We start from the raw sequence: 25,862 nt of genomic DNA on the forward strand, positions 1-25,862 counted from the left end.
GTAGCGGTTTTTTGGGTCAACGATATGCATGACTTAAAACAAGCCGCGGTCTATGACCTGAAGGGGCTGAACTGCCCCTTGCCCGCACTGAAGGCGAAAAAACGCCTGGCTGGTATGCAGCCCGGCAGCAGGCTCTGGCTGGAGACCACCGACCCGCTGGCCGTCATCGACATTCCGGCATTCTGCGCCGACAGCGGTCACCAATTGATCGAGACAGCGGCGATGCCCGATGGCCATCGCTTTCTGGTCGAACGCGGCGAACAGCGCCCGTAAGACTCAACGTCCGGCGATCGCCAGCGGATTGTGTTCCAGCGCCGCGCGGTCGGGCGTGTCGACCGACGGCCGGTTGGTGAAGGCAGCGAACAGCCGGCGCACATAGTCTTCCGGCATGTCGAGCGTAATCAGCACCAGACGCGTGCCGCGCTGGCTGTCCGGCCAGGATGGCAACCGCACCGGCGGATGCAGGATCTTCTGCACGCCATGCACGACCAGCGGCCGCGACGGGTCCTCCTGCAGTTCGATGACGCCCTTCATCCGCAGCAAGTGCTCGCCATGTGTGGAACGCAGGAGATCGAGGAACATCTCGATGGCTGAAAACGGCACCGGCCCGTCATGCACCAGCGAATGGGTTTTTACGCGCTGGTCGTGGCGATGGGCATGATCATGATGGTCATGGTGGCCATCATGGTCGTGATCATGCGCGACCTCTTGGCCGAGCCAGCGCCGCACGTCGGCGGACTTGGTGGCCGGATTGTAGAGGCCGCAGTCGAACAGCGCCGCCACACCGGCTTTCGTCTCCCCGACATCGAGCAGTCGAGCCCCGGGATTGATCTGCCGCAGGCGCGCCCGCAGCGTTTCGAGATCGCCGGGATCGGCGACCAGATCGGCCTTGGAGAGCACGATGCGGTCGGCGACCGCGACCTGCTTGACCGCCTCGACATGCGCATCGAGTGTCGCATCGCCGTTGACCGCATCGACCAGGGTGATGACGCCATCGAGCCGAAAAGCCTGGACCAGGGCCGGATGGCCCATGATCGACTGCAGCACCGGTGCCGGGTCGGCCAGCCCCGTGGTCTCGACGATGACGCGGGCAAGGCGGGCGATGCGGCCGGTCTGCAGCCGATCGACCAGGTCGGCCAGCGTGTCGACAAGTTCGCCGCGCACCGTGCAACACAGGCAGCCGTCGGAAAGCTGGATGATGCCGTCGGAGGCCTGCTCGACCAGCAGATGATCGATCGGTACCTCGCCATACTCGTTGATGATGACCGCGGTGTCAGCCAGCGCCGGATCCTTCAGGAGCCGGTTGAGCAGCGTGGTCTTGCCGGCGCCGAGGAAGCCGGTCAGCACCGAGACGGGGATCGGGAAACCGTTCATCTGATTCTGCCTTTTGATTTGAGCATGATCTCCAGCGAAAACCGGATTTTTTGGATTATGCTCTAATTCGCGACCTTGGCCGACTGGTCGCCTTGCGCGGCGGCACCCGCGACTTTCGGGCCGGTGCCGGTGGGTATGGGCTTGTCAGGCCGCCAGGTCGGGATCGGCACATCGGCATATTCCTGCGCGCCCTCGTCGAGGATCGCTTTCGGCGCCGGACCGGTGGCGCCGCCGAGGCCGACGGCAACCAGTGTCGGCACATGGTCGAGCTTCTCCTGATAGGGTGATTTCGGCGCGTCCTTGGCGGCGGTGGCGGGCGGCGCTTCGGACTGCTCCGCCTTCGTCTTCTTTTTGCAGACCTCGTCATGCATGTCGTTGGGCGAGATCAGATCGCCGTAGGGGGCGAGCGTGGTGACGGTGGTCGACCCGGCGGCAGGCGCGTCAAAGCCCAGATCGAGCAATTTGGCCGCGGTTTCGGCACGGCTGACCGCCGACTTCTCGCCGAGCACGACAGCCACCAGCGTGCGCCCATTGCGGGTCGCCGAACCGATCATGTTGAAGCCGGACGGGCAGACAAAGCCGGTCTTCATGCCGTCGGCGCCGGGATAACGGCCGATCAGGAGATTGTAGTTCGGAATCGCCTTCTTGCCGACCGCGAGCCCCTCGATCGAGAACCACGGCGCATATTGCGGGAACTCGCGGCGGATCGCCATCACCAGGATCGAAAGGTCGCGCGCCGTCGTGTACTGGTCGGGCGAGTAAAGGCCGTTCGGGTTGACGAAGTGGGTGCCGTTCATGCCGAGCCGGGCCGCCTCGGCGTTCATCCTTTCGGCGAAAGCGGCCTGCGAGCCGCCGACATTCTCGCCGACCGCCATGGCGATGTCGTTGGCCGACTTGACCAGCATCATCTTCAGCGCATTGTCGAGCCGCATCACAGAGCCCGGCTTAAAACCCATCTTGCTCGGCGGTTCGCCGGCGGAGTGTTTGGTCACCTTGATCGGCGAATCGAGCTGGACTTCCCCCGCCGCGATCGCCCTGAAGGTCACATAGGCGGTCATCAACTTGCTGAGCGACGCCGGATACCAACGCTTGAACGCATCCTGATGCTGCAGGATCTGGCCGCTCTTCAGGTCGAAGACCACCACCGGATTGGCCAGCGCCGGTCCGGCCAGAACCGACAGCATGATTGCGCCAGCCGGGAATAGTTTGAGGAAATGCCTGTGCCGCATGATCGAATCCGAAATCGCCTCTTGCCCTGATTGCCCCTGGTTCCGTAAGATTTCGTTACGTGACCGCCAGCATAAGGATCCGACCCTCAAAAACCGGACCGCATTATTGCGGTGCTATTTACCCTATGTGACGCCAACATGGCAAAGCGCCTGACAATCACAATTGCAAAGCCCGGGGCACAATTGCAAAGCCCGGGGCACAATTGCAAAGCCTACGGCACAATTGCAAAGCACCGGCCCATTTGCAAAACCTCAGGCTGAAGCCGGCTGCACCAACAACGAAATGGAACCACCATGCCAATCCTGAACCGCGCCGCCGAAATGCAGGACGAAGTCGCCGGCTGGCGACAGCATCTGCACCAGACGCCAGAGCTGAACTTCGATGTCTTCAAGACCGCGGCTTTCGTCACCGAAAAGCTGAAAGAGTTTGGCTGCGACGATGTGGTGACCGGCCTCGGCAAGACGGGCGTCGTCGGCATCATTCGCGGCCGTCAGGGGGAAGGCCCCACGATCGGTTTGCGCGCCGACATGGATGCACTGCCGCTCAAGGAGATCACCGGCAAGCCCTACGCGTCGACCGTTCCGGGCAAGATGCATGCCTGCGGCCATGATGGCCACACCGCGATGTTGCTCGGCGCGGCGAAATATCTCGCCGAGACGCGCAATTTCGCCGGCTCCGTTGCGGTGATCTTCCAGCCGGCGGAGGAAGGCGGCGGCGGCGGCAACGAGATGGTCAAGGACGGCATGATGGAGCGCTTCGCTATCGCGAAAGTGTTCGGCATGCACAACATGCCCGGCCTGCCGGTCGGCCAGTTCGCCATCCGTCCAGGCCCGATCATGGCGGCGACGGCCGAATTCACCATCACCGTGAAAGGCAAAGGCGGCCATGCGGCGATGCCGCACGGCACGATCGACCCGATCGTCATCGCCAGCCAACTGGTCGGCGCCCTGCAGACGATCGCTTCGCGCAGCACCGATCCGGTCGAGGCCGTGGTGGTGTCGGTGACCAAGTTCCACGCGGGCGACGCTTACAACATCATTCCGGAATCGGCCGAGATCGCCGGCACCGTACGCACGCTGAAGAAGGAAGTGGCCAAGAAATCGGAGGAACGTATTCGAGCGATCTGCGCGGGGCTGGCTACCGCCTATGGCGCGACGATCGAAGTCGACTACGACGCGAACTACCCGGTGACGTTCAACCATGCGGATGAGACGGTCTTCGCCAGCGATGTGGCCGCCGACGTGGCGGGCGATGCCCAGGTGCACCGCGCGATCCAGCCGGTGATGGGCGGCGAGGATTTCTCCTACATGCTGGAAGCCCGGCCCGGCGCCTTCATCTTCATCGGCAATGGCGAGACCGCCGGTCTTCACAACCCGGCCTATGACTTCAACGACGAAGCCATCCCGCACGGCATGAGCTATTGGGTGAAACTGGCGGAGACGGCGCTAGCCGCTTGAGGCCGGTCAGTAAAAACGCCGGCCGAATTGCGTTCGGCCGGCCCTCTTGGCGAAACGATCCGAAGCGGCTATGTGTCGGGCCGCGTGGTCCCGTAGCTCAGTAGGATAGAGCGGCAGATTCCTAATCTGTAGGTCACAGGTTCGATTCCTGTCGGGATCACCATCAGGAAAAAAGACCCGTTCTGTGGTCACGGCCTTATATTGTTTTCCTGCAAGCCGGCCAGTGAACGCGACATGGTGCGTGACATGAAGACGTTCGGAGATGTCACAGAAGAGCAGTTGGAACCCGACATCGGGGCCACCGCCGATATAGTGAAGAGGCAAGGTCCTAAGTATGGTCCGATCGCTGTGATGATGGTTCAAGAGCGTCTCGACCATATTCCATTTGTGCCGACGATGGACACTTGCGGTCACCTTTTCCCGAAGACCCACGAGGCCCGCGAGCCCGTTACAGCCGAAAAAGCGCTACTTCTGTGACTGTCCTAGTGTACCCTATCATTGATATTGTCTCGGTCGACACAGAACTCCCCGAAAACCTCGGCACTAAGGAGAAGTTTTGGGTTAAGCGCGGCGAAAAACTATGCCTAGTAAAATTCGGGAGACCGGATACCGGCGAGGACTGGGCAGAAAAAATCGTATGTGAACTCGCTACGCTGTGAGGACTTCCCCATGCTCACTATGACCTGGCAACTTGCCAAGGACGGCGATGCATCATCACGCCGTCTCTGGTCGAAGATGGCGGTCGGCTGATCCTTGGGAATGAATTGATTGCCCGCTCCACAAAAGCAACCGATGGCACCCGAGAATACTTACAACGGGAACATACGGTGGGCCGGGTACTTGCTGCGCTCGCCGTCAATCTACGGCCACTCTTTCGCCCCGCGTGGCACCACTTCATCGGGTACCTGATGTTGGACGCGTGGACAGGCAACACCGATCGACATAACGAGAATTGGGGATTAATCCGAGCAAAAGATGGATCAGTCAGTCTCTCTCCGACCTTTGATCATGCGTCTAGTCTAGGACGAGAGCTGTCTGATAAAGAACGAATTGAGCGGCTTGCGACTAAAGATGTGCGGTACGCCGTCCATGCGTTCGCTGCAAAGGCCCGCTCTGCATTATTTGAAAACACAACAGACAAAAAGCCACTGGGGACCGTCGAAGCTTTTGCCTCCGCTGCTCGAGCAGATCGAAGCAGTGGCCTCCAATGGCTCGACACACTTGGATCGACATCCGACGCCTCGGTTGAGAATATTTTCACGATGGTGCCAACCACTGTCATGAGTGATCCTCAGAAGGAGTTCGGAATTCGCCTACTATCAGCTAACAAGCGTAGGCTTCTCGAACTGCGGAGTCGTGGCGGTGAGTGACGTCTTCTTCATTAATTGGCAAGACCCTATCACTCGCCATTGGTATCCGGTGGCGAAGCTTGAGCGCAGCCAAGGCCACTATGTCTTCGCGTATACAAACGGCGCGTTGCACTCCTCCAACTTCTCGCCGTTCGCCGGACTGACTGACATCAGAGCTATCTACGTGTCTACAGAGTTGTTCCCTATTTTTGCAAATCGCGTAATGAATGAGCGTCGGCCGGAGTTCAGTCAGTATGCTCGGTGGTCCGGAATCTACAGAAATCAGCACTCCGACCCGCTTTTACTAATGGCGCGGATGGGCGGTGGGCGAGCCACAGATACGCTTCAAGTTCATCCGGTACCCGAAAAATCGGGGACTGGATTGTATCAAATGGTGTTTTTCTGCCACGGCGGACGACATGTTCTTGAAGAAGCTCAAGAACGAACTCTTAACCTGACACCTGGAGAACGATTGTTTCCAATGCTGGATCTTCAAAATCCGTTCGACTCAAGTGCCGTCGCGCTAAGAATAAGCGATCCCGCTGCGATGATTGGTTATTTCCCTCGCTATCTTGCAGGTGACCTAAGGCGCCTCGCGGAAGGGGCGAAGAATAAGCTGCGAGTTCAGGTAAGACAGGTAAATCCAGATGCGCCCGTTCAATTCCGCCTCTTGTGCGAATTGGTCAGTCGTTGGCCATCTGGCTTCAGACCATGTGACGATGAAGACCACAAAACTATCGTGGATTTTAAGGCCATGAGCGTCGTGGATATTGTCGAAAGACGGACACCGCAAAGTTGACTGTTGACATAAACGCCAAATGGAGTCGCCGATATCGCAACCACCCTACGCTTTCGGCGCGCCTAAGGCGCATCCGCCCTTCGGCCATACTCCTAGGTTACCAGCTTTGAGAATGGAGGGGGTGGTTGCCATCAGCTTCGGGTTGCCAGAGCCACCTCACTCACGAGTCGAATTTGCTCGAGCCTACTCGCTCGGCACCCATTTGAAGTGGTCGCCGTCCTTCTCGATCTGCCCGACACCCGGGAACGGAAAGTGTGGTGCGAAGATCATCTCGTGGTCCTCGGCCAGCGTCGTCAGGGTCTTGGCCCTGTTCTGCTCCGCTTCCGGCTTGTCGCCGTCGAAGGCCAAGGCCCAGTACGGCTTGGCGAGCGAGATGATTGAGCTGTGCACCGTGTCACCAATATCGAACAGCCGTTCTTCTCCGGATTTGATCTGGTAGCCGACGTGGCCAGGTGTGTGGCCCTTGAGCGCTACCGAGGTGATGCCAGGCGCAATTTGGGCGCCGGCCTTGAATGGTTTCACATGGTCGGCGATGACCTTGACGATATCGGCCGCATCCTTGTTGGACTTGGCAAAATCCCACTCCACGTCCGACATCCTTATCGTGGCATTGGGAAAAGCCAGCTTGCCATCCTTGACCAGTCCGCCGATGTGATCGGGATGAGAATGGGTGATCAATATCTCGTTGACGTCACCGGGTTTGACACCGGCCTTGGCCAGGCTGTCCTGCAGCGCGCCGCCGACACCGGTGTCGATCAGCACGACACTGGTCTTCGATTTGACCAGCAGGGCGTCGACGCTCAGCGTGATGGTATCGGTCGGCGCCCCCGCCGCCTTGAGCAGTTCGCCGACTTCCGCGGGGCTGTGATCGAGGCCGAAGGTCTTGCCATCGTTGGGTTTGACGAACTGGGCGTCGTGCAGTGCGACGATGTCGAGCTTGCCAAGCTTGAATGATTTTGCATCCGGCTGCTGCGCCGGCATCTGCGCCATTGCCACGCCTTGATAGAGCAGCGTCAAGGCCGTCATCGCCAATAGCCTGGTCGTGGAGTTGAACCTTGTCATGCCGAACATCCTCTGGCTACGGAGGCGCGACCGAGGTCGGGCCGACCGCGAATTCGCTAGGGATATAGGCCCAGGGCATGTTCCGGCAATGGCGACCCGTTGCCGATGGCCACCCTGTGGTACAGCTATCGACTGGCATGCCGCATAGGCCCCCGTCGTGCTCAAGGGTGCCGTCAACGCCGAAGAAAATGTCCGCGCAAAGTCAGCGCACCTGGTCTGAGCCATCGGCGACACCCAGCGAAGCAGGTTGATCGCAATAGCGGTGCGGGTAGCTATGCCGCAATGTGCGCGAAGCTGGCCGTGGTCACCCGCCATGGCGACCATGGCGGGACTTTTCATGCTTCGAATGCGATCAGGCCGGCTCAGCCGACCCGGACGACAAAATGCTTGGTCACCGGCTCGATGATCTTCCAGGTGCCCTTGAAATCGGCTTCCACCACGAAGGCGTCGCCGGGGCCAACTTCGACCGGCGTGCCGCCATCGGGCGTGATGATGATGCGGCCGGCGATCATGTGCACGAACTCATAGTCGGTGTAGGTCGCATGATAGGTGCCGGGCGAGGCCCGCCAGGTTCCCGATATTACCTTGCCATCCGCAGTCGTGTGCTGGACGGCGGTCTGCATGGTCGGCTGACCCTCGACCACGATCCAGCCAGGCAGGTCGCCGGCTTCCGCGTGCTCGACGGGGCCGAATTTGAGGATGGTTTTGTTCGTCATGCCGGGCTCCGTTTGCTTCATGTGTTCGCGGTCGGATAGCCGATGCACATGACGGGAGCAATGCCGTGCAAAGCGAACAGGTGCGGCCGCGCATCCCGGCATGGCCCGCCCGCTGCCCGCGCCCACTTGGAGTGCTATGGCTTGTGCCGTGCCGAGACCAACTCCGCCTTGCGTTGCGCCGTCTCCAGCCCGAGGCTGATGAAGGCGCGCGCGTGCCTGGCGAGGGCCATATTGTCGGTCCACAGATTGCGCCAGATGGCGGTCTTCCTCGACAGGTTTTCGTCGACGATCTCCGAGGAGAAGGATTCGAAGCTGAGGTCGTCGGCATAGCCGATGGCGGTCAGCGCATCGAATATCGCGGCGAAGTCGATGTTGCCGGTGCCGAGGAAGCCGCGATGGCTCTCGCCTATATGGACATAGCCGATCTTGGCTGCCGCGTGGCGGATGGCGAGACCGACATCGGCCTCCTCGATGTTCATGTGGAAGGTGTCGAGATGCAGGAAGATGTTGTCCGACCCGGTGTCCTCGATGAAGGCGAGGCCCTGCGCGGCGGTGTTGAGCAGGTTGCTCTCGAAGCGATTGACGATTTCGAGGTTGAGCGTGACGCCGGCGGCCTTCGCCGTCTCGGCGACCTTGGCCAGCGTTGCCGCGCTGCGGTTCCACTGATCGCGTGTCGGCGCCTCGACCTGCAGGCCATGGCTGGTCGAAAGAATGCCGGCGACCTTGCTGCCGCCGAGGTCGCGCGTCAGCGCGATGGTCTCGTTGAGTATCTCGACGCCGCGCGCGGCGATCGCCTTGTCGGCGCTCGACACATCGCCATCACCAGGCAATCCAATGCTGATCGCAACGCCGAGATCAAGGTCGGCGATGCGTTTGGCAAGCCCGCCAATATCGACATTGGCGGGGTCGAGATAGGAGAATTCGATCAGGTCGAACCCGGCCTCCTTGGTATTGGCCAGCGTGCGTTCGAGCTCGCCCTGCGCCGAGCTTGCCGACCAGACGAAGGAATGGATTCCGATGCGCGACATGATCGTCTCCGGCATTAGATGAATGAGAATGGGTGCGGCCGGGATCGCCCCGGCCGCACCAGCCTTGGGAGGCTTAGCGGGCCGCGGTCCAACCCTTGTAATCCTTGAGGTTGTCGGCGGTGATGAGCTTCGGGTCGAGCAGCACGGTGGCCTCCGCCGGCTTCTTGCCGGCCAGCAGATCGGCCGCCATGGTCAGCGATTGGCCGGCCATCACATAGGGATCCTGCGAGGCCGAAGCCTTGATCATCGATTTGCCGGACGCCAGTTCCTTCTCGATATCGGGTGCGCCATCGACCGCCGTGAAGACGAACTCGGAACGGTTGAGCTGCTTGGCGGCGAGTTCGGCGCCGATCGCCGTCGGATCGTTGATGGCGAATACCGCGTCGATCTTGTCAAAACGAGTGAGCAGCGACTGGAACACTTTCAGGCCGCCGTCACGCGAGCCTTCGGCATTCTGGTCGTCGGACAGGATCTTGATGTCGGGATGCTGGGCAAGCACGTTCTTGCAGCCCTTCACCCGCTCCAGGATCGACGAAGACGCCGGTCCGTTGAGGATGACGTAGTCGCCCTTGCCGCCGGTGTGGTCGACCAGGTATTGGCAGGCTTCCTCGCCGGCCTTGACGTTGTTGGTCATCACCGTGACGTCGGCGCCCGGCGCCGAAACGTCGAAGGCGGCGACGACGATGCCGGCGGCCTGCGCCTTCTTCACCGCCGGCGCGATTGCCTTGGCGTCGACCGCATTGAGCATGATCACGTCGACGCCGGCGGCGATGAAGGAATCGACCTGCGAGACCTGCTTGTTGAGGTCATAGTCGGCCGACACCGATGTCACCTCGACCTTCGGATTGATCTTCCTGGCCGCATCCTCGATGCCCTTGATGGTGGCGACGAAGAAGGGGTTGCCGAGCAGGCCGACCGAGATGCCGACCTTGTTGAGGTCCTTGGCCGATGCCGGCACGATGGCGACGGCCGCGAGGGCGGCGCCGCAGAGCAGTTTGGCGATGGTCTTCATTACGCTTACTTCCTCCTGATGCCCCGCGCCTCTCACGGTGCGTTACACAAGCCGGTCTTTAATGCCGGCGACCAGGTCACTCACGTTCTCGCCCCTGCCTGGAGCCGGTAGCGGTCGAGGGCGACCGCCACGATGATGACCAATCCCTTGATGATGTACTGCCAGATATCAGAGACACCGGCCAAGATAAGCCCGTTGGACAGCACCGCGATGATCAGGCCGCCGATCAGCGTGCCCCAGATCGACCCGACGCCGCCGACGAAGCTGGTGCCGCCGAGGATGACGGCGGCGATGGCGTCGAGTTCATAGCTCTGCCCGAGTTGTAAGCCGTTGGCGGCGTAGAGCCGGGCCGCCGACATCGCGCCGCCGAGGCCGGCGAGCAGGCCGGAAACGCCGTAGACGAAGAGCAGCACCAGCGGGACCTTGATGCCGGTCAGTCTGGCTGCCTCGGCATTGCCGCCGACGGCGTAGATCCAGGTGCCGAGCACGGTCCGTTTCAGCACCAGCCAGGACAGCACCACCACCGACAGCGCGATGATGACCAGCCAGGGGATGCCGAGCACCGAACCGTTGCCGATGAAGTCGAACGGCAGGTCTGAGTTGAACACCGTCGTGTCCTGCCCGAGCAGGCGGGCAACGCCGCGCACGGCGGTCAGCGAACCCAACGTGACGATGAACGGCGGCAGCCTGATATAGGCGACCAGCAGCCCGTTGATGACCCCGAAGCCCAGCCCAGCCAGGATGGCCGCCGGCACGCCGAGCAGGCCCCAGTCCGGCACCAGCGACACCAGCACCGCCACCATCGCCGAGGCGGCGAGGATGGAGCCGACCGACAGGTCGATGCCACCGGTCAGGATGACGAAGGTCATGCCGGCGGCAAGCACGATGTTGATCGACGATTGCTGTGTGACGATGAGCAGGTTGGTGCCGGTCAGAAAGCGCGGATTGATGAACTGGAAGCCGCCGGCCAGCAGCACCAGCACCGGCAGCATGCCAAGCGCCGCAAGTGTGGTGCGCAGCCGCCGGCTCCTGACCGCCGCCTGATCCACGCTCTTCGTCCCGGTCGTCCTGTCTGTCATCGCTGAGACGCTCCCGTCGCAAGTTCCATGATCGCTTCCTGACGAAGCGGCTCGCCTTCGGATGCCGTCACCTCGCCAGCGATCGCGCCATCGCGCATCACCAGCACGCGGTCGGCGACGCCGATCACCTCGGGCAATTCGCTGGAGATCATCAGGATGGCGATGCCCTTGTTGGCGAGATTGTCGATCAGCCGGTAGATTTCCGACTTGGCGCCAACATCGACGCCGCGGGTCGGCTCGTCGAGGATGACGACCTTCGGCTCGGTCTCCAGCAGGCGCGCGAGCAGCACCTTCTGCTGGTTGCCGCCCGACAGCGAGCCGGCATTGGCTTGTGCCGACCCGGTGCGGATGGACAGGTCGGCAATGGCCTTTGCCGCTCGCCTGTCGGCAGCGGTGAAATCGCGAAGGCCGCCGGCTCGCGCATCCCTGGCCAGCACGCCCATGCTGATGTTGTCCGAAATCGACATGTCGAGGAACAGGCCGAGTTCCTTGCGGTCCTCGGTGAGGTAGGCGATGCCGGCATCGAGCGCCTCGCGCGGCGAACCGACGGTCACGGGCTTGCCGTCGAGTTCCATCGTGCCGGCGCTACGCTTGTCGGCGCCGAAGATCAGCCTGGCAAGCTCGGTGCGGCCCGAGCCGACGAGGCCTGCCAGTGCCAGCACCTCACCGTGATGGAGGTCGAACGAACAGTTCTTCAGCAGATGCCCGTCGGACATGCCGCGCACCGAGAGCGCGACGGCGCGTTTCTCGTCCGGAGGGCGATGATCCTTCTTGTAGAAGGCGGAGAGGTCGCGGCCGACCATCATCGACACCAGGCGCGAGGCGTTGAGGTCGGCGCGATCGAGCGTGCCAACATAGCCGCTGTCGCGCAGCACACTGACGCGGTCGGCGAGTTGGTAGACCTCTTCCATGCGGTGGCTGATGTAGATGATGGCGATGCCTTGCGCCTTCAGCGTCGCGATCACCTCGAACAGGCGGTCGGTCTCGCGCGAGGTCAGCGAAGTGGTCGGCTCGTCCATGACGATGATGCGCGCATTGGTCGACAGCGCCCGGGCGATCTCGACCAGCTGGCGCTCGCCGAGCGACAGGCTGGAAACCAGGGCACGCGCCGAGAAGGAGACACCGAGCCGGCCGACGATCTCGGCGGCGCGCCGGTTGCACTGGTCGCGGTCGACGACGCCGAAGCGGCGCGGCTCGTTGCCGAGGAAAATGTTCTGCGCCACCGTCAGGTTCGGCGCCAGCGACAGTTCCTGGTAGATCACCGCGATGCCGGCGGCGCGCGCCTTGATCGGATCGCCGGTCGCGGCGGGCGCGCCATCGATCAGGATCTCGCCGCCGGGATCCGGCCGATAGGCGCCGGACAGCACCTTCATCAGCGTCGACTTGCCGGCGCCGTTCTCGCCCATCAGCGCGTGCATTTCGCCTGCGTGGACGCTGAGCGAGACGTCCTGCAGGGCGCGTATCGCGCCAAAGGTCTTGGAGATGTGGCGCATCTCCAGCACCGGCTGGCGCGCCGCTAGCGTCTGGACTGCCGCGCTCATCGCGCACCACCGGCCGCCCTGGCGGCGCTATCATGCCCGGCAACGCTATCGCGCCAGGTGTCGCGATAGCCGGCGAGGCCGCCGAATTGTGTCGCCTGCACCGGCTCCGGCGGCTCGGCGGCGAAGTCGCGGCCCACACTCTCGAAGGCGAGTGCCGCGGCACCCGTGGCGCTGCCTTCCAGCGAGGCACCTTGCAGGAAGGCCTGACCGGGACGCAGCTGCGCCAGCAGCCCGGCAAGCAGGCCGCCAGTGTTCAGTCCGCCATCGACGATGACGGTATTGTCGGAATGGATGAGGTCGAGGCAGAGATCGATCATCAGCGCCACGTAAAGCAGCGCCACCGCCGCGCGTTCACCGGCATCGGGCGTGCGCCCGACCAGCCGGCCAGGCCGATCCGGCATCGGCCCGCCCGGAGCGAAGCTCGGCAGCGCCATGAGGCTGGCATCGATCGCCTGCTGTATCGGGCCAGGCGGGATGGCGCCTTGCCAGCCGCCGCTGATGACGGCGAATTCGCGCCCGCCCATGAAGCGTATGGTCGGCACCGGACCACCGTCGACATCGACATTGACCAGCATGTCGCGGTCGCGGTCGAGCGCTTCGAGCGGACAGTCGGGATTGAGTACGACGACCCAGGTGCCGGTCGACACGACGGTCAGCGGTCCAAGCCCTTGCCGTCGATAGGCGTACAGCGCCGCATTGGAGTCGTGGACGCCGTTGTGGATGACGATCGATCGCCCGGCACTGCCGAAGCGCTGCTCGCCGATGACGGCGCCGGCGCGTTCGAAAGCCGGCATCTGGCCGCGCCAGCCTTCGGCGTCGACCAGCGAGGAAAAGTCGCGTTCGCGCGGCGCCCACAAATGCGAATGGCAACCGAGATAGGACACTTCGCAGACCGGCAGGCCGCCGAGGCGCCAGCTCCAGTACTGGGGATAGCCGAGGAACCATTTCGCCGCCGCGAACGTGTCGGGGTCGACTTCCTGCAGCCACAGCATGTGACGGCCATAGTTGAAGCCGAGCGGCAGGCGGGGAGAGAACGTCTCGGCGAAATCCGGAATACGGCGGTCGATCCGCGCCGCGATTTCAGCCGGCGGCTCCTGTTCGTAGTCGAGGATCGGATGGGTCAGCGCCTTGTCGTCGACAAGGGCGAAGGTGCAGCCATGGCCCGACACCGCCACTCCTTCCACCCCGTGGCTTTCGACCGCGTCGGTGACGGCACCGTGCGCCCAGTCATGGAGGGCGGCCTCGTTGAGTACGCTGAAACCGCCTTGTCGCGTCCATTTCGGCTGCGTGCGGCGCTCTTCGAGGATGCGTCCGTCCTGGCCGAAGACGAACAGCTTCGAATTGGTCTTGCCGAAGTCGAGCACCGCCACGTTCACGCGAGGGCTCCCGAGGTTGAAGCAATCCGCACCATGACGCCGGCATCCTCCAGCATGCGCGCATCGGCATCGGAGAGCCCGTCATCGGTGACCAGCGTGCCGATGCGCGACAGCGGCAGCGCGACATTGCGGGCGTGGATCGAGAGTTTGCGGCTGTCGGCCAGCACCACGATCTGATCGGCGCAGAGGCTGAGGTCGACGATGGAGCGCACCAGCAGCGGATGCGATTCCAGCAGCCCTTCCTGGTTGAGGCCTTGCGTGCCGAGAAAGAATTTCGAGGCATAGAAAGGCGTTGCCTGGGTAAGCGAATGGATGATGCCTGGTTCGCGGTGCAGGTCGCCGCCGGCAACCGTCAGGCTGCAATGGCCATGATCGCTTAGATAGGCCGCGAGCGGCATCGAGTTGGTGTAGAGCCGGATGCTGCGGTCGGCGAGCTTGACGCCGAGATGAAAGCAGGTCGAGCCGCCATGGACGATGACGGCATCGCCATCGCGCACCATGGTCGCGGCGACCGCCGCGATCTGCCGCTTGGCCTCGACGGCAAGGTCACGGTTCTCGTCATAGGGCCGCGCATAGGCGACGCCCGCATGCGAAGCGCCGTCAAGTGCCGAGATACCGCCATAGACCTTGCGGGCTTCACCGGCCTCATCGATCCGGTCGATATCGCGCCGGACCGTCGCCGCCGAGACACCGAGCCGCTCCTGCAACTCGCGCACGGACGCGAACGGGCGGTCCCGCAGCAGTTCGACGATCTGACGCTGGCGGCCGAGGTCGCTCAACCCTTTCCTCCCTGACGCCATTTTCCATGGCAATTGGTGCAACTTACTCAACATTAGTCGGATTGCAAGCCGATTTGACGATAGTAGATCAGCATTGACGCAGATCACTCACATCTGCGATACCATCGCCAACACCGGTCCCGACGACGGGATTTTGTGCGAGCGCTGGAGAAAAGGGCCATGGCAACCCAAGCTGATGCACAGGAACTTGCCGCCTTGCGGGCGCTTTCGGCCAGCATCGGGCTGAACCCGCATATGACACAGGCGGCGGGCGGCAACACCTCGCTCAAGGCCGGCGACACGCTGTGGATCAAGGCCTCGGGGACCTGGCTGAAGGATGCGCTCAGCGACGACATCATGGTGCCGGTGGCGATGGCACCGCTGCTCAAGGCCGTCGAGCAGCGTGATCCAGCCGCCGACAAACCACAGGCCTTCGCCATCGAAGACCTCAATCCGCGTGGCCTGCGCCCGTCGATCGAGACTACGGTGCATGCCTTGATGCCGCAACGCGTGGTTCTGCATGTCCACTGCGTCGACACGATTTCGATTGCCGTGCAAGCCGATGGCGAGGCCGAGGTCGCCAGGCGGCTTCGCGGCATCGAATGGGCCTGGGTGCCCTACTTCCGGCCGGGCCTGCCGCTCGCCCGCGGCATTGCCGAGAAATTGCGGCCGGGGGTCGACGTGCTCATCCTTGGCAATCACGGGCTGGTGGTCGCCGCCGAAACCGTCGCCGCGGCGGAAGCCTTGCTGCACTGCGTCCGGTCGCTGCTGGCGCGGCAGCCGCGCACGACCGCAGCACCTGATATCGCGGCCTTGACGGCGCTGGCCGGCGACTACCGATTGCCGGCGGATGTCGAAGCGCACGCGGTCGCGCTCGATGCGGAAAGCCTGGATATGGCCGAGGCCGGCAGCCTCTATCCGGACCATGTCATCTTCCTCGGCCAGGGCTCGGTCGTTGCGAAGCCGGGCGAGGACGTGGCCGGCGTCGTCGCGCGGGTCGGCGCGGCACCCGTGGCAATCCTGTTTCCCCGCGCCGGCGTGCTGATGCGCGGCGACGCCGGCGCGGGTGCCGACGCCATGCAGCGTTGCCTCGCCGACGTGACCGCGCGCGTCGATGGCAAGGCGCGGCTGAACTATCTCACCGCCGCCGAGAACGACGAGCTGGTCAACTGGGACGCCGAGCAGTATCGCCAGAAGCTAAACGCCGCCAGCACGGCCTAACAGGGGACGGACGACATGACGCCACTTGTCGTCGGCATCGACATCGGCACCTCCGGCGCCCGCGCCGTCGCCATGCGTCAGGATTTTTCCATCGCCGGCCAATCCGCCGTGCCACTCGACAGATTTGGCCAGAACCCCCGTGATCCCCTGATATGGTGGCAAGCGGTCCAGGCGGCGCTGGCGGATCTGCTTTCGGGCATTGACCGCGCCGCGATCCGGGCCGTCGCCGTCGACGGCACGTCGGGCACGCTGCTGCCGGTCGACATCGATGGGCGGCCGCTGGCCGAGCCACTGATGTACAACGACAAGGTCGATGACGCCGACATCCCGGCCATGGTCGCCCGTGAGGCGCCGGCAGCGAGCGCCGCCCACGGGGCGACTTCCGGCCTCGCCAAAGCCTTGCGGTTCCAGCATCAGCCCGGCATAGCAGCCGTGCTGCACCAAGCCGACTGGATCGCCGGCAACCTGTCCGGACGCTTCGGCGTCAGCGACGAGAACAATGCGCTCAAGACCGGCTATGATGTCGAGGCCCGCCGCTGGCCGGACTGGATCGCGACCACCGGCATGCGCATGGACCTGCTGCCCGATGTCGCCGAACCGGGCGATGTCACCGGCACGCTCACCGCAGCCGCCGCGGAGCTTTTCGGCCTGCCGCGCGATGTGGTCGTGGTTGCCGGCACCACGGACGGCTGTGCCTCGTTCCTGGCGACGGGCGCCACCGCGGCCGGCGACGGCGTCACCGCTTTGGGCTCCTCGCTAACCATCAAGATCCTGTCCGACCGGCCGATCTCGGCGCCGCGCTTCGGCATCTACAGCCATCGGCTCGGCGATGTGTGGCTGGCGGGCGGCGCCTCGAATTCCGGCGGCAAGGTGCTGGCGCAGCATTTTCCGCTCGCGCGGATCATCGAACTCAGCGCGATCATCGACCCCACGACCGAGACCGGCCTCGACTACTATCCGCTTGGTACGGCTGGCGAACGGTTTCCCGTGGCCGATCCGGCCTTGCCGCCACGTCTCACCCCACGGCCCGCTGACGATGCCGATTACCTCAAGGCGATGTTCGAGGGCATGGCGACGATTGAGGCGCTTGGTTACAGCAGGCTGGCCGAACTCGGCGCGCCGGCCCTGACCTCCATTCGCAGCGTCGGTGGCGGCGCCGCTAACCCGGTGTGGAGCGCGATCCGGCAGCGCAAGCTCGGCGTCGCGTTCCTGCCGGCATTGTCGGACGAGGCCGCCGCGGGTACGGCACGGCTGGCGCTGAAAGGCGCAAGCGAGGCAGGGCTTCTATGAATACGAAAAAGCTCGAACGTCTCGACGGCATCGGGCCGCTGGCGGAACGCTACCAGGTCTTCCTGCTCGACCAGTTCGGCGTGCTGCATGACGGGCAGGCTCCCTATCCCGGCGCGGTGGCGGCACTGTCCACGCTGAAGCGCGCCGGCAAGACCGTGGTGCTGATCTCCAATTCCGGCAAGCGCGCCCGGCCCAACGAGGCACGCCTGCTGAAGCTTGGCTTCGAGGCCGGCAGTTGGGACCATTTCGTGTCCTCCGGCGAGGTGGCGTGGCGACGTTTCAACGAGATGGCGGCGACCGGAGCCTTGCGGTCCGGCACGAAGTGTCTGCTGATCAGCCGCGACGGCGACCGCAGCGCGATCGAAGGCCTGCCGTTCGGGCTGGCGGAGGCTGGCGAAGACGCCGAACTGGTGCTGATCTCGGCCAGCGAGGGGGACCGCCACGACCTCGACCACTATCGCCGGCTGCTCGCCCCGGCGGCGGCGCGGCAAGTACCGTGCTTCTGCACCAATCCCGACAAGATCATGCTGACGGCGGTCGGACCTCGCTTCGGCGCCGGCGAGATCGCCGATCTCTACGAAACCCTGGGCGGCGGTGTCACCCGCATCGGCAAGCCCTATCCGGCGATCTTCGAGGCGGCACTCGCACTGGCCGGCGAACCAGAGCACGGCAGCGTGATCTGCGTCGGCGACAGTGTCGAACACGATATTGCAGGCGGCAATGGTGTCGGAATCGCAACGGCGCTGGTGCTGGGTGGAATACTGGTCGGCACGCCTGACCTCGCCGCTGTTTTCGACGAACACAAGGCCTGGCCGGATTACACCACGAGTTCGTTCAGCTTTCGCTGACCGCTTCCAGCATCCGCCTTGCGCTTTCCTCGTCGGTGATCAGGATTGTCGGCGCAATCAGGTTCATGGCGCCGAGCAGCGCATCGGTCTTTTCCGCGCCGCCGGAGGTCAGAATGCGGATCGGCGCCTTGCGCAGCCGGTCGACGTTCACCGACATCACATGGTTGTTGACGGGATGGTCGACCAGATCGCCATTGCGGTCGTAGAAATGGAACAGGAGGTCGCCAACGGCGCCGCGCGCCAGCAGCGCCTCCCGGTCCGCTTCCCTGAGGAAGCCGCCGCGCGAGAAGGTGGTGGCTGAAGCGATGCCGCCAACACTCAGCAGAACGGCATCGAGCGCGTCGGCCATTTCAAAAACCTCCTGCAGGCCGCAGCGTTCGACCAGCGCGATCTTGGTCTCGACGCTGTCGACGACGGCCGGCGTCGGCATCAGATAGCCGTCGCCCTGGAAGATTTGGGCGAAGCGCCAGGCGAACTCGGCCGGGTTGGTCCGGCGTGCGATGCCGACGCCGCCAAGCAGCGAAATCACCTTGAAATCGGTCAGCGATTTGGCGCTGATGAACGGCAAGGTGTGGAACAGCGTATTGCCCCAGCCGACGCCGACCTGCATGCCGGACTTCATCGCATCGGACAGGAACATGCCGGTCTTGGCGGCGATTGCCGGGATCGGGTCGGCATCGGCTGCTGTCAGCGGCGCCACCAGCGCCTGCTGCAGGCCGAAGGTCTTTTCAAGCGCGCGTTCCAGCCGCACGATCTCCAGAAGCTCGCTCTCGATGGTGATCTTGACCTCGTTGCGCGACCGCGCCTCCGCCAGCATGCGCACGATGGTGACACGGCCGACCCCAAGCACGTCGGCGATCTCGTTCTGCGTCATCTGCTCGACGAAATACATCCAGGCGGCGCGGATCCTGAGGCGGTCCGTCCGGCTCTCGCTGACGACCTGCTCGGTCGCTTCGGCTCCTGCCCGCCTTTCGTCGGCCCGCCTTTCGTCGGTTTGTCGTCCCCTGGCCAAATGATCCCTCCCCCGCGGCGGCGGACGCGCGCCGTCGCCGATTCTGCGTGCTGGTCTAGTATCGCCTATTGATCTACCAATCGATAGGAACAATGTAGAGTCGGTGGGCGGGCCATTGCAGGTGGCTCCGCACGGCACATTCGAGGCGAACCGCGATGCTCCGACAAATCTCCGAAGATGTCCGCGTCAACCTCAAGGACCGGCTGCGGGAAGTCCGTGACATCATCCGCCAGAGCCGCCATGACGGCGCCAGCGAGGCCAGCCTGCTGCACGAAGCGACCAGCCATCTGCCGCCGTTTCCGGGCAAAGGCATCGAAGGCCTGCTCAGCCATGCCGCGAGTGCCGTCGACGAAGCGCTGTCGATCGCCGAATCCTTCGTCCCGCATGAACGTCCGATAAGGGTCGACGGAACGACCGTAAAAGGCCTCGGCACCTATTTCCCGGCAGGGGCCGAAGACCAGCAATTGAGCGCCGAGCGCCTGTTCCGGCGCGACATGTATTATCTGACCAAGGCGGTGCTTGCCGGGCTGAAGATCGACCATGCCCGTATCCATGAAGCCGGGTTCGCCGCCGTCCACGCGGCCATGCGCAAGCGCCATGGCGATCTGCTGGCCGCCCTGGCCGCGCCTGGTGCTGGACTGCAGGCGATCGCGGCGACGTGTTCGGCGTTGCTGATCGAGTGCCTCGGCCAGCGCCCGATCCGTTTTGATGACACCGCCCCGGAAGCGACGGCAATGGGTGATAGGGCGCTCGACATAAGCTGCCTGGCGCCGGTCGTCCTGGCCTGCGGGCTGGCGACAAACGGCCGCAACGACGCGCCGGAGCCCGACATGCTGGAAATCGCGATCCTGGCCGCCGATATCCGCCGCGACCGCATCATCCAGGCCTGCGCCAAAACGAGCCCGGCCGATGAATTGACACCTGTCTTCGCCACCTTGCTTGCGCATTTGCCATAAGGCCTCCTGGCGCAGTTCAGAAAACAGAGCGGCCGCAGGGCTACTCCCCGGCCGCCATCGCCATGATCGTCTTCTTGGCGCGCTGGATCGAGGCCGGGCTCATCGACAGTTCGGTGAGACCCATCTCCAGGAAGGCGGGGATGAGATCCGGCCGGCCCGCCGCCTCGCCGCACATGCCCACCATGATACCGGCGGCGACGCCGGCCCTGGCCGTCAGTTCGATCGCAGACATGACGGCTGGATTGGTGACGTCGTTGAGCTTCGCAACGGTCGGATTGAGCCGGTCGGCGGCCATGATGTACTGGGTCAGGTCGTTGGTGCCTATCGAGAAGAAAGCCACCTCCTTGGCCAGTGCCGGGGCGATCAGCACAGCGGCCGGGGTCTCGATCATCACGCCGAGATCGAACGTAGCGTGCGGTACGCCTTCGGCCTTGAGTTCGGCGGCGCATTTATCGACAAGAACGCGCGTCTGCCGCACCTCGCCAAGATCGGAAACCATCGGCAGCATCACCTTGATGTTGCCGTGTACGGCGGCCCTTAGCAGCGCCCTGAGTTGGCGCTTGAAGATATCGGGCCGGTCGAGGCACATGCGGATGCCGCGCCAGCCGAGGAACGGATTTTCCTCGTCGGGAAACTCGATGCCGGCGATCGGCTTGTCGCCGCCGATGTCGAGCGTGCGAACGATGACCGGATAAGGCGCGAAGGCCTTGGCCAGCGCCGCATAGGTCTCGGCCTGCATGTCTTCCGACGGCAGGTGCATGTGACGCATGAACAGGAGTTCAGTGCGGAACAGGCCAACACCCATGGCGCCGACTTCCTGCGCCGCCTCGATCTCCTCGAGCGAGCCTATATTGGCCGCGACTTCGATCACCTTGCCGTCCGCCAGCTTCGGCGTCACCGTCTTGAAGGCGGCCAGGCCGGCACGTTCCGTCGCCGCCGCTTCGACCCGGCCGGCGAAATCGGCGCGTGTCGCCGCATCGGGATCGATGATCACCTGGCCCGTATTGCCGTCGAGCGCTACTTCTTGAGCCGTGCGCAAGGCATTGATCCGGTCGCCAAGGCCCAGTACCGCCGGAATGCCATGCGAGCGAGCGATGATGGCGATGTGCGAAGTGGCGCCGCCATGGCCGCACACCACGCCGCCGATGCGTTTCAGCGGCGCACGCGCCAGGTCCCAGGCGCCGATGTCGTCGGCGATCAGGATCGCACCTTGCGAAATATTTTCGAGGCTGACGTCGTCTTGACCCAGCAGCGCCAGGCAGATCTGCCGTCCGACCGCATGGACATCGTCCGCCCGCGCATTGAGGTAGTGATCATCGACGGCGCTGAAATCGGCGGCGATGGTGGAAGCGGCGATGATCATGGCCGAGACCGCGTCATTGCCGCCCTTGATCGCCTTCTCGGCCTCGCCGGTCAGGCTGTCGTCGGCCGCGATATCCCTGAGCGCGGCGACGATGCCCCGGTCACCGGCCGACAGACTATCCTGCGCCAGCGCCCGATCCATGCGCGCCTGGACAGCGGCGACGGCGGCGCGGAACCTTTCGATTTCGCCGGCGATCTCATCGGCTTGCAACATGCGGCCCTGTCCGGCGATGTCAGGCGGGAAATGCGCGAATGCCGGCCCGATGGCGACGCCCTCGCTTGCGGCGACACCGCGCAACCCATTCGCTTCGGCTGATACCGCCGGCGCGGATTGGGACGCGGGCGCCGCTTCCTTGCCCGCGTCATTCGCCGGGGCGTGGGTTTCTTCGTCGTCGAGACCCGCCTTGGGGTTCTCGAGATAGCCGATCAGCGCCTCGATCGCCTCGATGGCATCGGCGCCGTTCGCCCGCACGGTGACTTCCTGGTTTTCCTTGACCGCCAGCAGCATCAGCTTGACCGAGCTCTTGGCGCTGACCGCCTTGCCGTCCTTGACCAGTTCGACGTCGGATTCGAAAGCCTTGGCGAGCTTGACGAAGCGCGTGGCGGGACGGGCGTGCAAACCTTCATGCACTCTGACGATGGTCGAGCGTTCCATGGCAAATACTCTGCTTTTTTGGGCGCCAAGGCCAGACCGGCTGGAGCGCGAATGCTTTCAGGCGGCGATGGTGATGATCGCGTCTGTTTTCAGGGCGGCCACGAGCGCTTGTGTATCGACCTGCGATGCACAGATCTCGCCCGGCCTTTCGGCCTCGGTGGCGCCGTTGAACGAGATGACGACGTGGCCCATCTCGAGGACCTTGCTCCAGGCGCTGGAGCCGACGGCGGTTATGACGGCCGAAACCGGGCCAAGGGTGATCGACGCGCCCTTTTCAGGCGCGCCGTCGCTGGGTCCGATCTCCGTCTTGTGGAGCACGGAAACCTCGGCAAGCTCCGGTGGCGAGCCATCCGCGAACAGGATGACCACGCCGCCCTCGGCGAGGTCCGCCACTTCGGGTCCTATTGCCGTGACCCGTGTCTTGAGAAGAACCGACATATGGCGAACCTCGTTATTTCTGGTGTTTAGAACACGATCAGGGAGACGATCCAGGCGATCAGCACCGAGACCGGACCCATGATCTGGCGGCTGATGAGCACCGCCGGCACGCCGATTTCGATGGTTTTCGGCTTGGCTTCACCCAGCGCAAGGCCGACAGGAACGAAGTCGCAGCCGACTTGGGTGTTGTAGGCAAACAGCGCCGGCAGCGCCATTGCCGGCGAAATCGTGCCGTTGGCGATCTGCGGGCCGATGATGGCGACGCCGATGACCTGCGCGATGACGGCGCCTGGCCCCAGGATGGGCGACAGGAACGGCAGGCCGCAGATGGCCGAGATGACCAGCAGGCCGACGATGTTGTTGGCCAGCGGTCCCATCGGCTGCGCCAGCACGTCGCCGATGCCGGTGTACAGGATCAGGCCGATAAGCATGGTCACGAAGGCCATGAACGGCAGCACGTTGCGGACGACCTGGTCGATGGTCCGGCGGCCGGCATTGAAGAAAATGCCGACGACACGACCCATGACGCGGCCGATCGTGCTGATGAACCCGATCAAGCCACCCTCGCTGGGCAGCGCCGTCGGCGTCGCAGTGTTGTTGGTAGAACTCATCGACGCTGCTCCCCCCGCAGTTGTGACCGCCTCGGAACCGTCCGCCATTGTGACATTGGCCGGTTTCACGCCCGAAACGTAGATATCCTCGGTGATGAACTGGGCGAGCGGCCCAGCCTGGCCGACCGGCGTCAGGTTGACGGTCGGGATACGCTTGCGCGGATAGACGCCGCATCGCGCGGTGCCACCGCAATCGACGACGACAACCGCCATCTCGCCTTCCACCGGCGGCGCCTTGAAACCGTCTACGGCTGTGGCGCCGGTCATGTCGGCGATGAGCTGGGCCACGGGATGGATCCCGCCACCGGTGACGGAGACGACCTTGTCGCGCTGCGCGGTCGGCTCGATGACGAGCGGGCCGCCCCAGCCGGTGGAACCCCGGGATACTTTTACGGCTTTGTATGTCTTGGCCATGATGTCCTCCCCGCCCTTACAGCTCAACGCCCTGGCGGCGTGCCATGATGGCTGTGATGCGCTCGGTCAGCATGCCTTTGAGCAGGATCACGACGAGACCAACGATCGCGTACCAGATCGCCACCTTGACGTGGTAACCGGCGACGACAACGCCCCGCTTCTCGAGATCGAGCAAGGCAACGAGCATGCCTCCCCAGACGAAATATTCGCCAGGGTTGATGTGCGGGAAGAGGCCGAGCGGCGGATGCACGTAGGACACGGCCGCGTCGTAGAAGGCGGGCTTGTGCTTCTCTTCCAGGAACGACCCGAAGGTGTAGGCCATCGGGTTGGTGAGGAAAAACACCGCCAGCAGCGGCAGCACGGTATAGCGGGTCAGCGCGATGCGGCCAGCACCACGCGCCAGGCCGTGGACACGCTCTTCGCCGACCAGTTCGGTGACGGCGTAGAAGGCTGTCATCAGCACGACAAGTGTCGGGATGATGCCGGTGACAAAGCCGGCGAAAACCTCGCCGCCCTTCTGGAAGATGCCGATGAAGTACTTGCCGATGGCAGTGAGCCAGCCAAGCTGCTCTTCCTGCTGCACATTTTTCAGCTGTTCCTTCAGCTGCTCGGCGGTAACCGGCGCCCCGTCGGTCTGCGCCTGCGCAAGGATCACGAGATGATCGGAAGCATGCTCGACGGCGAGCCTGCCATGCAATGCAGCGTCCGAAACCATGGCACCCGCGATATGCAGGTTATGCACGGCCATGTCGGCATGCTGCGCCAACAACGAAAATACAGACATTTCTCCTCCTTATGCCGGCCCGCCGGTTGATCCCAGTCGGCGCACGGCCTCCTCTATCCCTTTGATCCAGAGGCGGATTCAGATTTCAGGTCGATTTGACCTGGAAATCATCCGACTCTAGGCCCTTGCTACATTCAAGCCGGCCAGGCCCGGCTTCTTCCCCGGCTCCGACCGTGCTTTGTCGATCTGTTCGATCGCCCGCTTCACGGCCTCGGCCACACCGGGTTCCCCCTCCCCCATGATCGCAGGGTTGGACCGGAGTCGATCGAGGGGGACACCCTCGAATTCTTCATGTCGCTTGAATTTGGTGAACACGGAACGGCCGCTCATCACCATCATGCGGCGCACGATCAGGTCGGGCGTAACCACGACCAGCGCGATTGTTCCCTTGGCAAATCGACCGCGAAAATTGCCAGCGCCGACGAAGCCATCCTTGTACTGATCGGTGACGCCCCGAAAGACATCCGAATAGTGCCGCATCTGCAGCCAGACGCCGAGCGACTGCAACGCCCACACAATAACCAGCAGGAGCAGTCCCCACTGCCAAATCGCCATTCGGTTCTCCTCCCGAAGCCTCAGTCGAGGCGCACCTTGGACCGGCACGCGACAACAGCAAAGTGAGAACATTTGTTTCCGCGAATGTCAATATGTATGATATTGGCCTCAACCACGGTCATCCACAGGGCCGCCGCGCGATTTCGGCGGGGGCACGACTGTGCTAGCCTGTGGGGAAACGGGATACAGGAAATGGAACTGCCCTTCAGGGATGAACTGGCCCTCATGCCCGATCTGCGCCACCGGCTTCGGCAGTTGCGCTGGTTCCGCGCCACCTTCCGCGGCAGCGCCAAGGTGGTTTCTGACACATTCGGCGTACGCTTCGAAATCGACGAGGCGAAGCTGACCCGGGCTTTTCTCGACTGGGTCGAGGTGATGGAAGCGCAGAAGCGCTTCGCCGCGATCGACCGCGCCGATTTCATCGTCTTTGCCGCCGGCCTCGTGCTGCGCGAACTGATCAAGCAGGCGCCGGCCAGGGAGATCTCCGGCCTTACCCAGCTCATCGAAACGGATCAGAATGCCGGCACGCTGGACATCATCCGCTTCTGGCCGGAAGGCTTTCTCTACACCAACTACTGCGTCTCGGTGATTTCGGCCATCTACGAGCAGGAGTTCGGTTCAGCGCCTAGCATCGACAAATGCGCCGACGACCTGCGCACCTGGTGGTCCTATCGCGAAAACGTCACCGAAATGCCGGCCTATGCCGTGGCTTTCCTCGACCGCTTCCTGGGCGCGGAACCGAACTGGATCACGCCCGACCGTGCGCAGTCGCGGCAGGCCATGCAACGAGCGTTGGGGTCCTCCCGCGCCAGCGACGCCTTGCGCCAGCTTTGAATTGGCCTCTATTGCCCCCTATTCACGAGGCCGCGAGTGCCCGCTATTGAACATTTGACTTTTTGTCGATAGCGATGTGC

The 25,862-nt window shown here is 63.6% G+C and carries 25 protein-coding genes and 1 tRNA gene; 10 read left to right on the top strand and 16 right to left on the bottom strand.

Annotation, left to right across the window (positions count from 1 at the left end):
• Positions 1-24 precede the first annotated feature (24 nt).
• The gene (locus O7A70_RS03360) at positions 25-273 is read left to right on the top strand and encodes a sulfurtransferase TusA family protein (RefSeq protein ID WP_337139035.1); all 249 of its coding nucleotides are present in this window, start codon (positions 25-27) and stop codon (positions 271-273) included.
• A gap of 3 nt (positions 274-276) precedes the next feature.
• Here the strand turns inward: O7A70_RS03360 and O7A70_RS03365 are convergent, their stop codons facing one another.
• The gene (locus O7A70_RS03365) at positions 277-1,374 is read right to left on the bottom strand and encodes a CobW family GTP-binding protein (protein WP_337138991.1); all 1,098 of its coding nucleotides are present in this window, start codon (positions 1,372-1,374) and stop codon (positions 277-279) included.
• Positions 1,375-1,436: 62 nt separating this feature from the next.
• On the bottom strand, positions 1,437-2,603 hold the full coding sequence (locus O7A70_RS03370) for a D-alanyl-D-alanine carboxypeptidase family protein (RefSeq protein ID WP_337138992.1): 1,167 nt from the start codon (positions 2,601-2,603) through the stop codon (positions 1,437-1,439).
• Positions 2,604-2,897: 294 nt separating this feature from the next.
• Here O7A70_RS03370 and O7A70_RS03375 point away from each other — a divergent pair, with 294 nt between their 5' ends.
• The 4 genes from O7A70_RS03375 to O7A70_RS03390 all read left to right on the top strand — a co-directional run bounded on the left by O7A70_RS03375 (position 2,898) and on the right by O7A70_RS03390 (position 6,209).
• Positions 2,898-4,061 carry a M20 aminoacylase family protein gene (locus O7A70_RS03375; RefSeq protein WP_224614642.1) on the top strand — a complete coding sequence of 388 codons (1,164 nt, stop codon included), beginning with the start codon at positions 2,898-2,900 and terminating at the stop codon, positions 4,059-4,061.
• 86 nt (positions 4,062-4,147) lie between these two features.
• Positions 4,148-4,224, top strand: a tRNA-Arg gene (locus O7A70_RS03380).
• A gap of 71 nt (positions 4,225-4,295) precedes the next feature.
• Complete coding sequence (locus O7A70_RS03385; RefSeq protein WP_337138993.1) at positions 4,296-4,538, top strand: hypothetical protein; 243 nt, start codon at positions 4,296-4,298, stop codon at positions 4,536-4,538.
• Positions 4,539-5,423: 885 nt separating this feature from the next.
• Complete coding sequence (locus O7A70_RS03390; RefSeq protein WP_337138994.1) at positions 5,424-6,209, top strand: HIRAN domain-containing protein; 786 nt, start codon at positions 5,424-5,426, stop codon at positions 6,207-6,209.
• A gap of 183 nt (positions 6,210-6,392) precedes the next feature.
• On the opposite strand, the gene O7A70_RS03395 is transcribed toward O7A70_RS03390, so the two are convergent.
• The 8 genes from O7A70_RS03395 to O7A70_RS03430 form a co-directional block, all read right to left on the bottom strand.
• Entirely contained in the window at positions 6,393-7,271 is an 879-nt protein-coding gene (locus O7A70_RS03395) for an MBL fold metallo-hydrolase (protein ID WP_337138995.1), read from the bottom strand.
• A 362-nt stretch (positions 7,272-7,633) separates the two neighbouring features.
• Positions 7,634-7,987, bottom strand: a complete 354-nt coding sequence (locus tag O7A70_RS03400; RefSeq protein WP_337138996.1) for a cupin domain-containing protein — start codon at positions 7,985-7,987, stop codon at positions 7,634-7,636.
• Between the two features lie 134 nt (positions 7,988-8,121).
• Positions 8,122-9,015: a sugar phosphate isomerase/epimerase family protein gene (locus tag O7A70_RS03405; protein ID WP_337138997.1), complete on the bottom strand. Its 894-nt coding sequence runs from the start codon at positions 9,013-9,015 to the stop codon at positions 8,122-8,124.
• A 73-nt stretch (positions 9,016-9,088) separates the two neighbouring features.
• The gene (locus O7A70_RS03410; RefSeq protein WP_337138998.1) at positions 9,089-10,027 is read right to left on the bottom strand and encodes an ABC transporter substrate-binding protein; all 939 of its coding nucleotides are present in this window, start codon (positions 10,025-10,027) and stop codon (positions 9,089-9,091) included.
• A gap of 80 nt (positions 10,028-10,107) precedes the next feature.
• Positions 10,108-11,106: an ABC transporter permease subunit gene (locus O7A70_RS03415; protein WP_337138999.1), complete on the bottom strand. Its 999-nt coding sequence runs from the start codon at positions 11,104-11,106 to the stop codon at positions 10,108-10,110.
• Positions 11,103-12,647, bottom strand: a complete 1,545-nt coding sequence (locus O7A70_RS03420; protein WP_337139000.1) for a sugar ABC transporter ATP-binding protein — start codon at positions 12,645-12,647, stop codon at positions 11,103-11,105. The genes O7A70_RS03415 and O7A70_RS03420 overlap by 4 nt, the downstream gene beginning before the upstream one ends.
• Positions 12,644-14,023 (bottom strand): FGGY-family carbohydrate kinase, encoded by a 1,380-nt coding sequence (locus tag O7A70_RS03425; protein WP_337139001.1) that lies wholly within the window; start codon positions 14,021-14,023, stop codon positions 12,644-12,646. The genes O7A70_RS03420 and O7A70_RS03425 overlap by 4 nt, the downstream gene beginning before the upstream one ends.
• Positions 14,020-14,802 carry a DeoR/GlpR family DNA-binding transcription regulator gene (locus O7A70_RS03430; protein ID WP_337131930.1) on the bottom strand — a complete coding sequence of 261 codons (783 nt, stop codon included), beginning with the start codon at positions 14,800-14,802 and terminating at the stop codon, positions 14,020-14,022. The genes O7A70_RS03425 and O7A70_RS03430 overlap by 4 nt, the downstream gene beginning before the upstream one ends.
• 180 nt (positions 14,803-14,982) lie before the next feature.
• Between O7A70_RS03430 and O7A70_RS03435 the strand changes: the two genes are divergently transcribed.
• The 3 genes from O7A70_RS03435 to O7A70_RS03445 are packed head-to-tail and all read left to right on the top strand — an operon-like array spanning position 14,983 to position 18,161.
• Positions 14,983-16,023: a class II aldolase/adducin family protein gene (locus O7A70_RS03435; protein ID WP_337139002.1), complete on the top strand. Its 1,041-nt coding sequence runs from the start codon at positions 14,983-14,985 to the stop codon at positions 16,021-16,023.
• 15 nt (positions 16,024-16,038) lie between these two features.
• Positions 16,039-17,313: an FGGY-family carbohydrate kinase gene (locus tag O7A70_RS03440; protein ID WP_337139003.1), complete on the top strand. Its 1,275-nt coding sequence runs from the start codon at positions 16,039-16,041 to the stop codon at positions 17,311-17,313.
• Positions 17,310-18,161 (top strand): TIGR01459 family HAD-type hydrolase, encoded by an 852-nt coding sequence (locus O7A70_RS03445; protein ID WP_337139004.1) that lies wholly within the window; start codon positions 17,310-17,312, stop codon positions 18,159-18,161. Before O7A70_RS03440 ends, O7A70_RS03445 begins: the two co-directional genes overlap by 4 nt.
• Here O7A70_RS03445 and O7A70_RS03450 read toward each other — a convergent pair.
• Positions 18,148-19,173 (bottom strand): sugar-binding transcriptional regulator, encoded by a 1,026-nt coding sequence (locus O7A70_RS03450; protein ID WP_337139005.1) that lies wholly within the window; start codon positions 19,171-19,173, stop codon positions 18,148-18,150. The two genes, O7A70_RS03445 and O7A70_RS03450, sit on opposite strands and share 14 nt — an antisense overlap.
• A gap of 155 nt (positions 19,174-19,328) precedes the next feature.
• Between O7A70_RS03450 and O7A70_RS03455 the strand changes: the two genes are divergently transcribed.
• On the top strand, positions 19,329-20,129 hold the full coding sequence (locus tag O7A70_RS03455; RefSeq protein ID WP_337139006.1) for a hypothetical protein: 801 nt from the start codon (positions 19,329-19,331) through the stop codon (positions 20,127-20,129).
• 40 nt (positions 20,130-20,169) lie between these two features.
• Here the strand turns inward: O7A70_RS03455 and ptsP are convergent, their stop codons facing one another.
• The 5 genes from ptsP to O7A70_RS03480 form a co-directional block, all read right to left on the bottom strand.
• Positions 20,170-22,146 carry a phosphoenolpyruvate--protein phosphotransferase gene (gene ptsP / locus O7A70_RS03460; RefSeq protein WP_337139007.1) on the bottom strand — a complete coding sequence of 659 codons (1,977 nt, stop codon included), beginning with the start codon at positions 22,144-22,146 and terminating at the stop codon, positions 20,170-20,172.
• Between the two features lie 57 nt (positions 22,147-22,203).
• Positions 22,204-22,584: a PTS glucitol/sorbitol transporter subunit IIA gene (locus tag O7A70_RS03465; protein ID WP_140616782.1), complete on the bottom strand. Its 381-nt coding sequence runs from the start codon at positions 22,582-22,584 to the stop codon at positions 22,204-22,206.
• 26 nt (positions 22,585-22,610) lie between these two features.
• A complete protein-coding gene (gene srlE, locus O7A70_RS03470; protein WP_027143557.1) occupies positions 22,611-23,609 on the bottom strand; it encodes a PTS glucitol/sorbitol transporter subunit IIB in 999 nt (332 codons plus the stop codon).
• Between the two features lie 16 nt (positions 23,610-23,625).
• Positions 23,626-24,393, bottom strand: coding sequence for a PTS glucitol/sorbitol transporter subunit IIC (gene srlA, locus O7A70_RS03475; protein ID WP_027143558.1), 768 nt, complete (start codon positions 24,391-24,393; stop codon positions 23,626-23,628).
• A gap of 117 nt (positions 24,394-24,510) precedes the next feature.
• Complete coding sequence (locus tag O7A70_RS03480) at positions 24,511-24,948, bottom strand: transcriptional regulator GutM (RefSeq protein ID WP_015315467.1); 438 nt, start codon at positions 24,946-24,948, stop codon at positions 24,511-24,513.
• 192 nt (positions 24,949-25,140) lie between these two features.
• Between O7A70_RS03480 and O7A70_RS03485 the strand changes: the two genes are divergently transcribed.
• Positions 25,141-25,782, top strand: coding sequence for a hypothetical protein (locus O7A70_RS03485; RefSeq protein WP_149907509.1), 642 nt, complete (start codon positions 25,141-25,143; stop codon positions 25,780-25,782).
• Positions 25,783-25,862: the final 80 nt, after the last annotated feature.

This window comes from Mesorhizobium sp. Cs1299R1N1 (assembly GCF_037179655.1).
GTDB lineage: Bacteria > Pseudomonadota > Alphaproteobacteria > Rhizobiales > Rhizobiaceae > Mesorhizobium > Mesorhizobium salmacidum.

Bases quoted from the DNA above. Each gene is read 5' to 3' on its own strand.
- O7A70_RS03360 (WP_337139035.1), top strand. From the start codon at position 25: ATGCATGACTTAAAACAAGCCGCGGTCTATGACCTGAAGGGGCTGAAC.
- O7A70_RS03365 (WP_337138991.1), bottom strand. From the start codon at position 1,374: ATGAACGGTTTCCCGATCCCCGTCTCGGTGCTGACCGGCTTCCTCGGC.
- O7A70_RS03370 (WP_337138992.1), bottom strand. From the start codon at position 2,603: ATGCGGCACAGGCATTTCCTCAAACTATTCCCGGCTGGCGCAATCATG.
- O7A70_RS03375 (WP_224614642.1), top strand. From the start codon at position 2,898: ATGCCAATCCTGAACCGCGCCGCCGAAATGCAGGACGAAGTCGCCGGC.
- O7A70_RS03385 (WP_337138993.1), top strand. From the start codon at position 4,296: ATGGTGCGTGACATGAAGACGTTCGGAGATGTCACAGAAGAGCAGTTG.
- O7A70_RS03395 (WP_337138995.1), bottom strand. From the start codon at position 7,271: ATGACAAGGTTCAACTCCACGACCAGGCTATTGGCGATGACGGCCTTG.
- O7A70_RS03400 (WP_337138996.1), bottom strand. From the start codon at position 7,987: ATGACGAACAAAACCATCCTCAAATTCGGCCCCGTCGAGCACGCGGAA.
- O7A70_RS03405 (WP_337138997.1), bottom strand. From the start codon at position 9,015: ATGTCGCGCATCGGAATCCATTCCTTCGTCTGGTCGGCAAGCTCGGCG.
- O7A70_RS03410 (WP_337138998.1), bottom strand. From the start codon at position 10,027: ATGAAGACCATCGCCAAACTGCTCTGCGGCGCCGCCCTCGCGGCCGTC.
- O7A70_RS03415 (WP_337138999.1), bottom strand. From the start codon at position 11,106: ATGACAGACAGGACGACCGGGACGAAGAGCGTGGATCAGGCGGCGGTC.
- O7A70_RS03420 (WP_337139000.1), bottom strand. From the start codon at position 12,647: ATGAGCGCGGCAGTCCAGACGCTAGCGGCGCGCCAGCCGGTGCTGGAG.
- O7A70_RS03435 (WP_337139002.1), top strand. From the start codon at position 14,983: ATGGCAACCCAAGCTGATGCACAGGAACTTGCCGCCTTGCGGGCGCTT.
- O7A70_RS03440 (WP_337139003.1), top strand. From the start codon at position 16,039: ATGACGCCACTTGTCGTCGGCATCGACATCGGCACCTCCGGCGCCCGC.
- O7A70_RS03445 (WP_337139004.1), top strand. From the start codon at position 17,310: ATGAATACGAAAAAGCTCGAACGTCTCGACGGCATCGGGCCGCTGGCG.
- O7A70_RS03455 (WP_337139006.1), top strand. From the start codon at position 19,329: ATGCTCCGACAAATCTCCGAAGATGTCCGCGTCAACCTCAAGGACCGG.
- ptsP (WP_337139007.1), bottom strand. From the start codon at position 22,146: ATGGAACGCTCGACCATCGTCAGAGTGCATGAAGGTTTGCACGCCCGT.
- O7A70_RS03465 (WP_140616782.1), bottom strand. From the start codon at position 22,584: ATGTCGGTTCTTCTCAAGACACGGGTCACGGCAATAGGACCCGAAGTG.
- srlE (WP_027143557.1), bottom strand. From the start codon at position 23,609: ATGGCCAAGACATACAAAGCCGTAAAAGTATCCCGGGGTTCCACCGGC.
- srlA (WP_027143558.1), bottom strand. From the start codon at position 24,393: ATGTCTGTATTTTCGTTGTTGGCGCAGCATGCCGACATGGCCGTGCAT.
- O7A70_RS03480 (WP_015315467.1), bottom strand. From the start codon at position 24,948: ATGGCGATTTGGCAGTGGGGACTGCTCCTGCTGGTTATTGTGTGGGCG.
- O7A70_RS03485 (WP_149907509.1), top strand. From the start codon at position 25,141: ATGGAACTGCCCTTCAGGGATGAACTGGCCCTCATGCCCGATCTGCGC.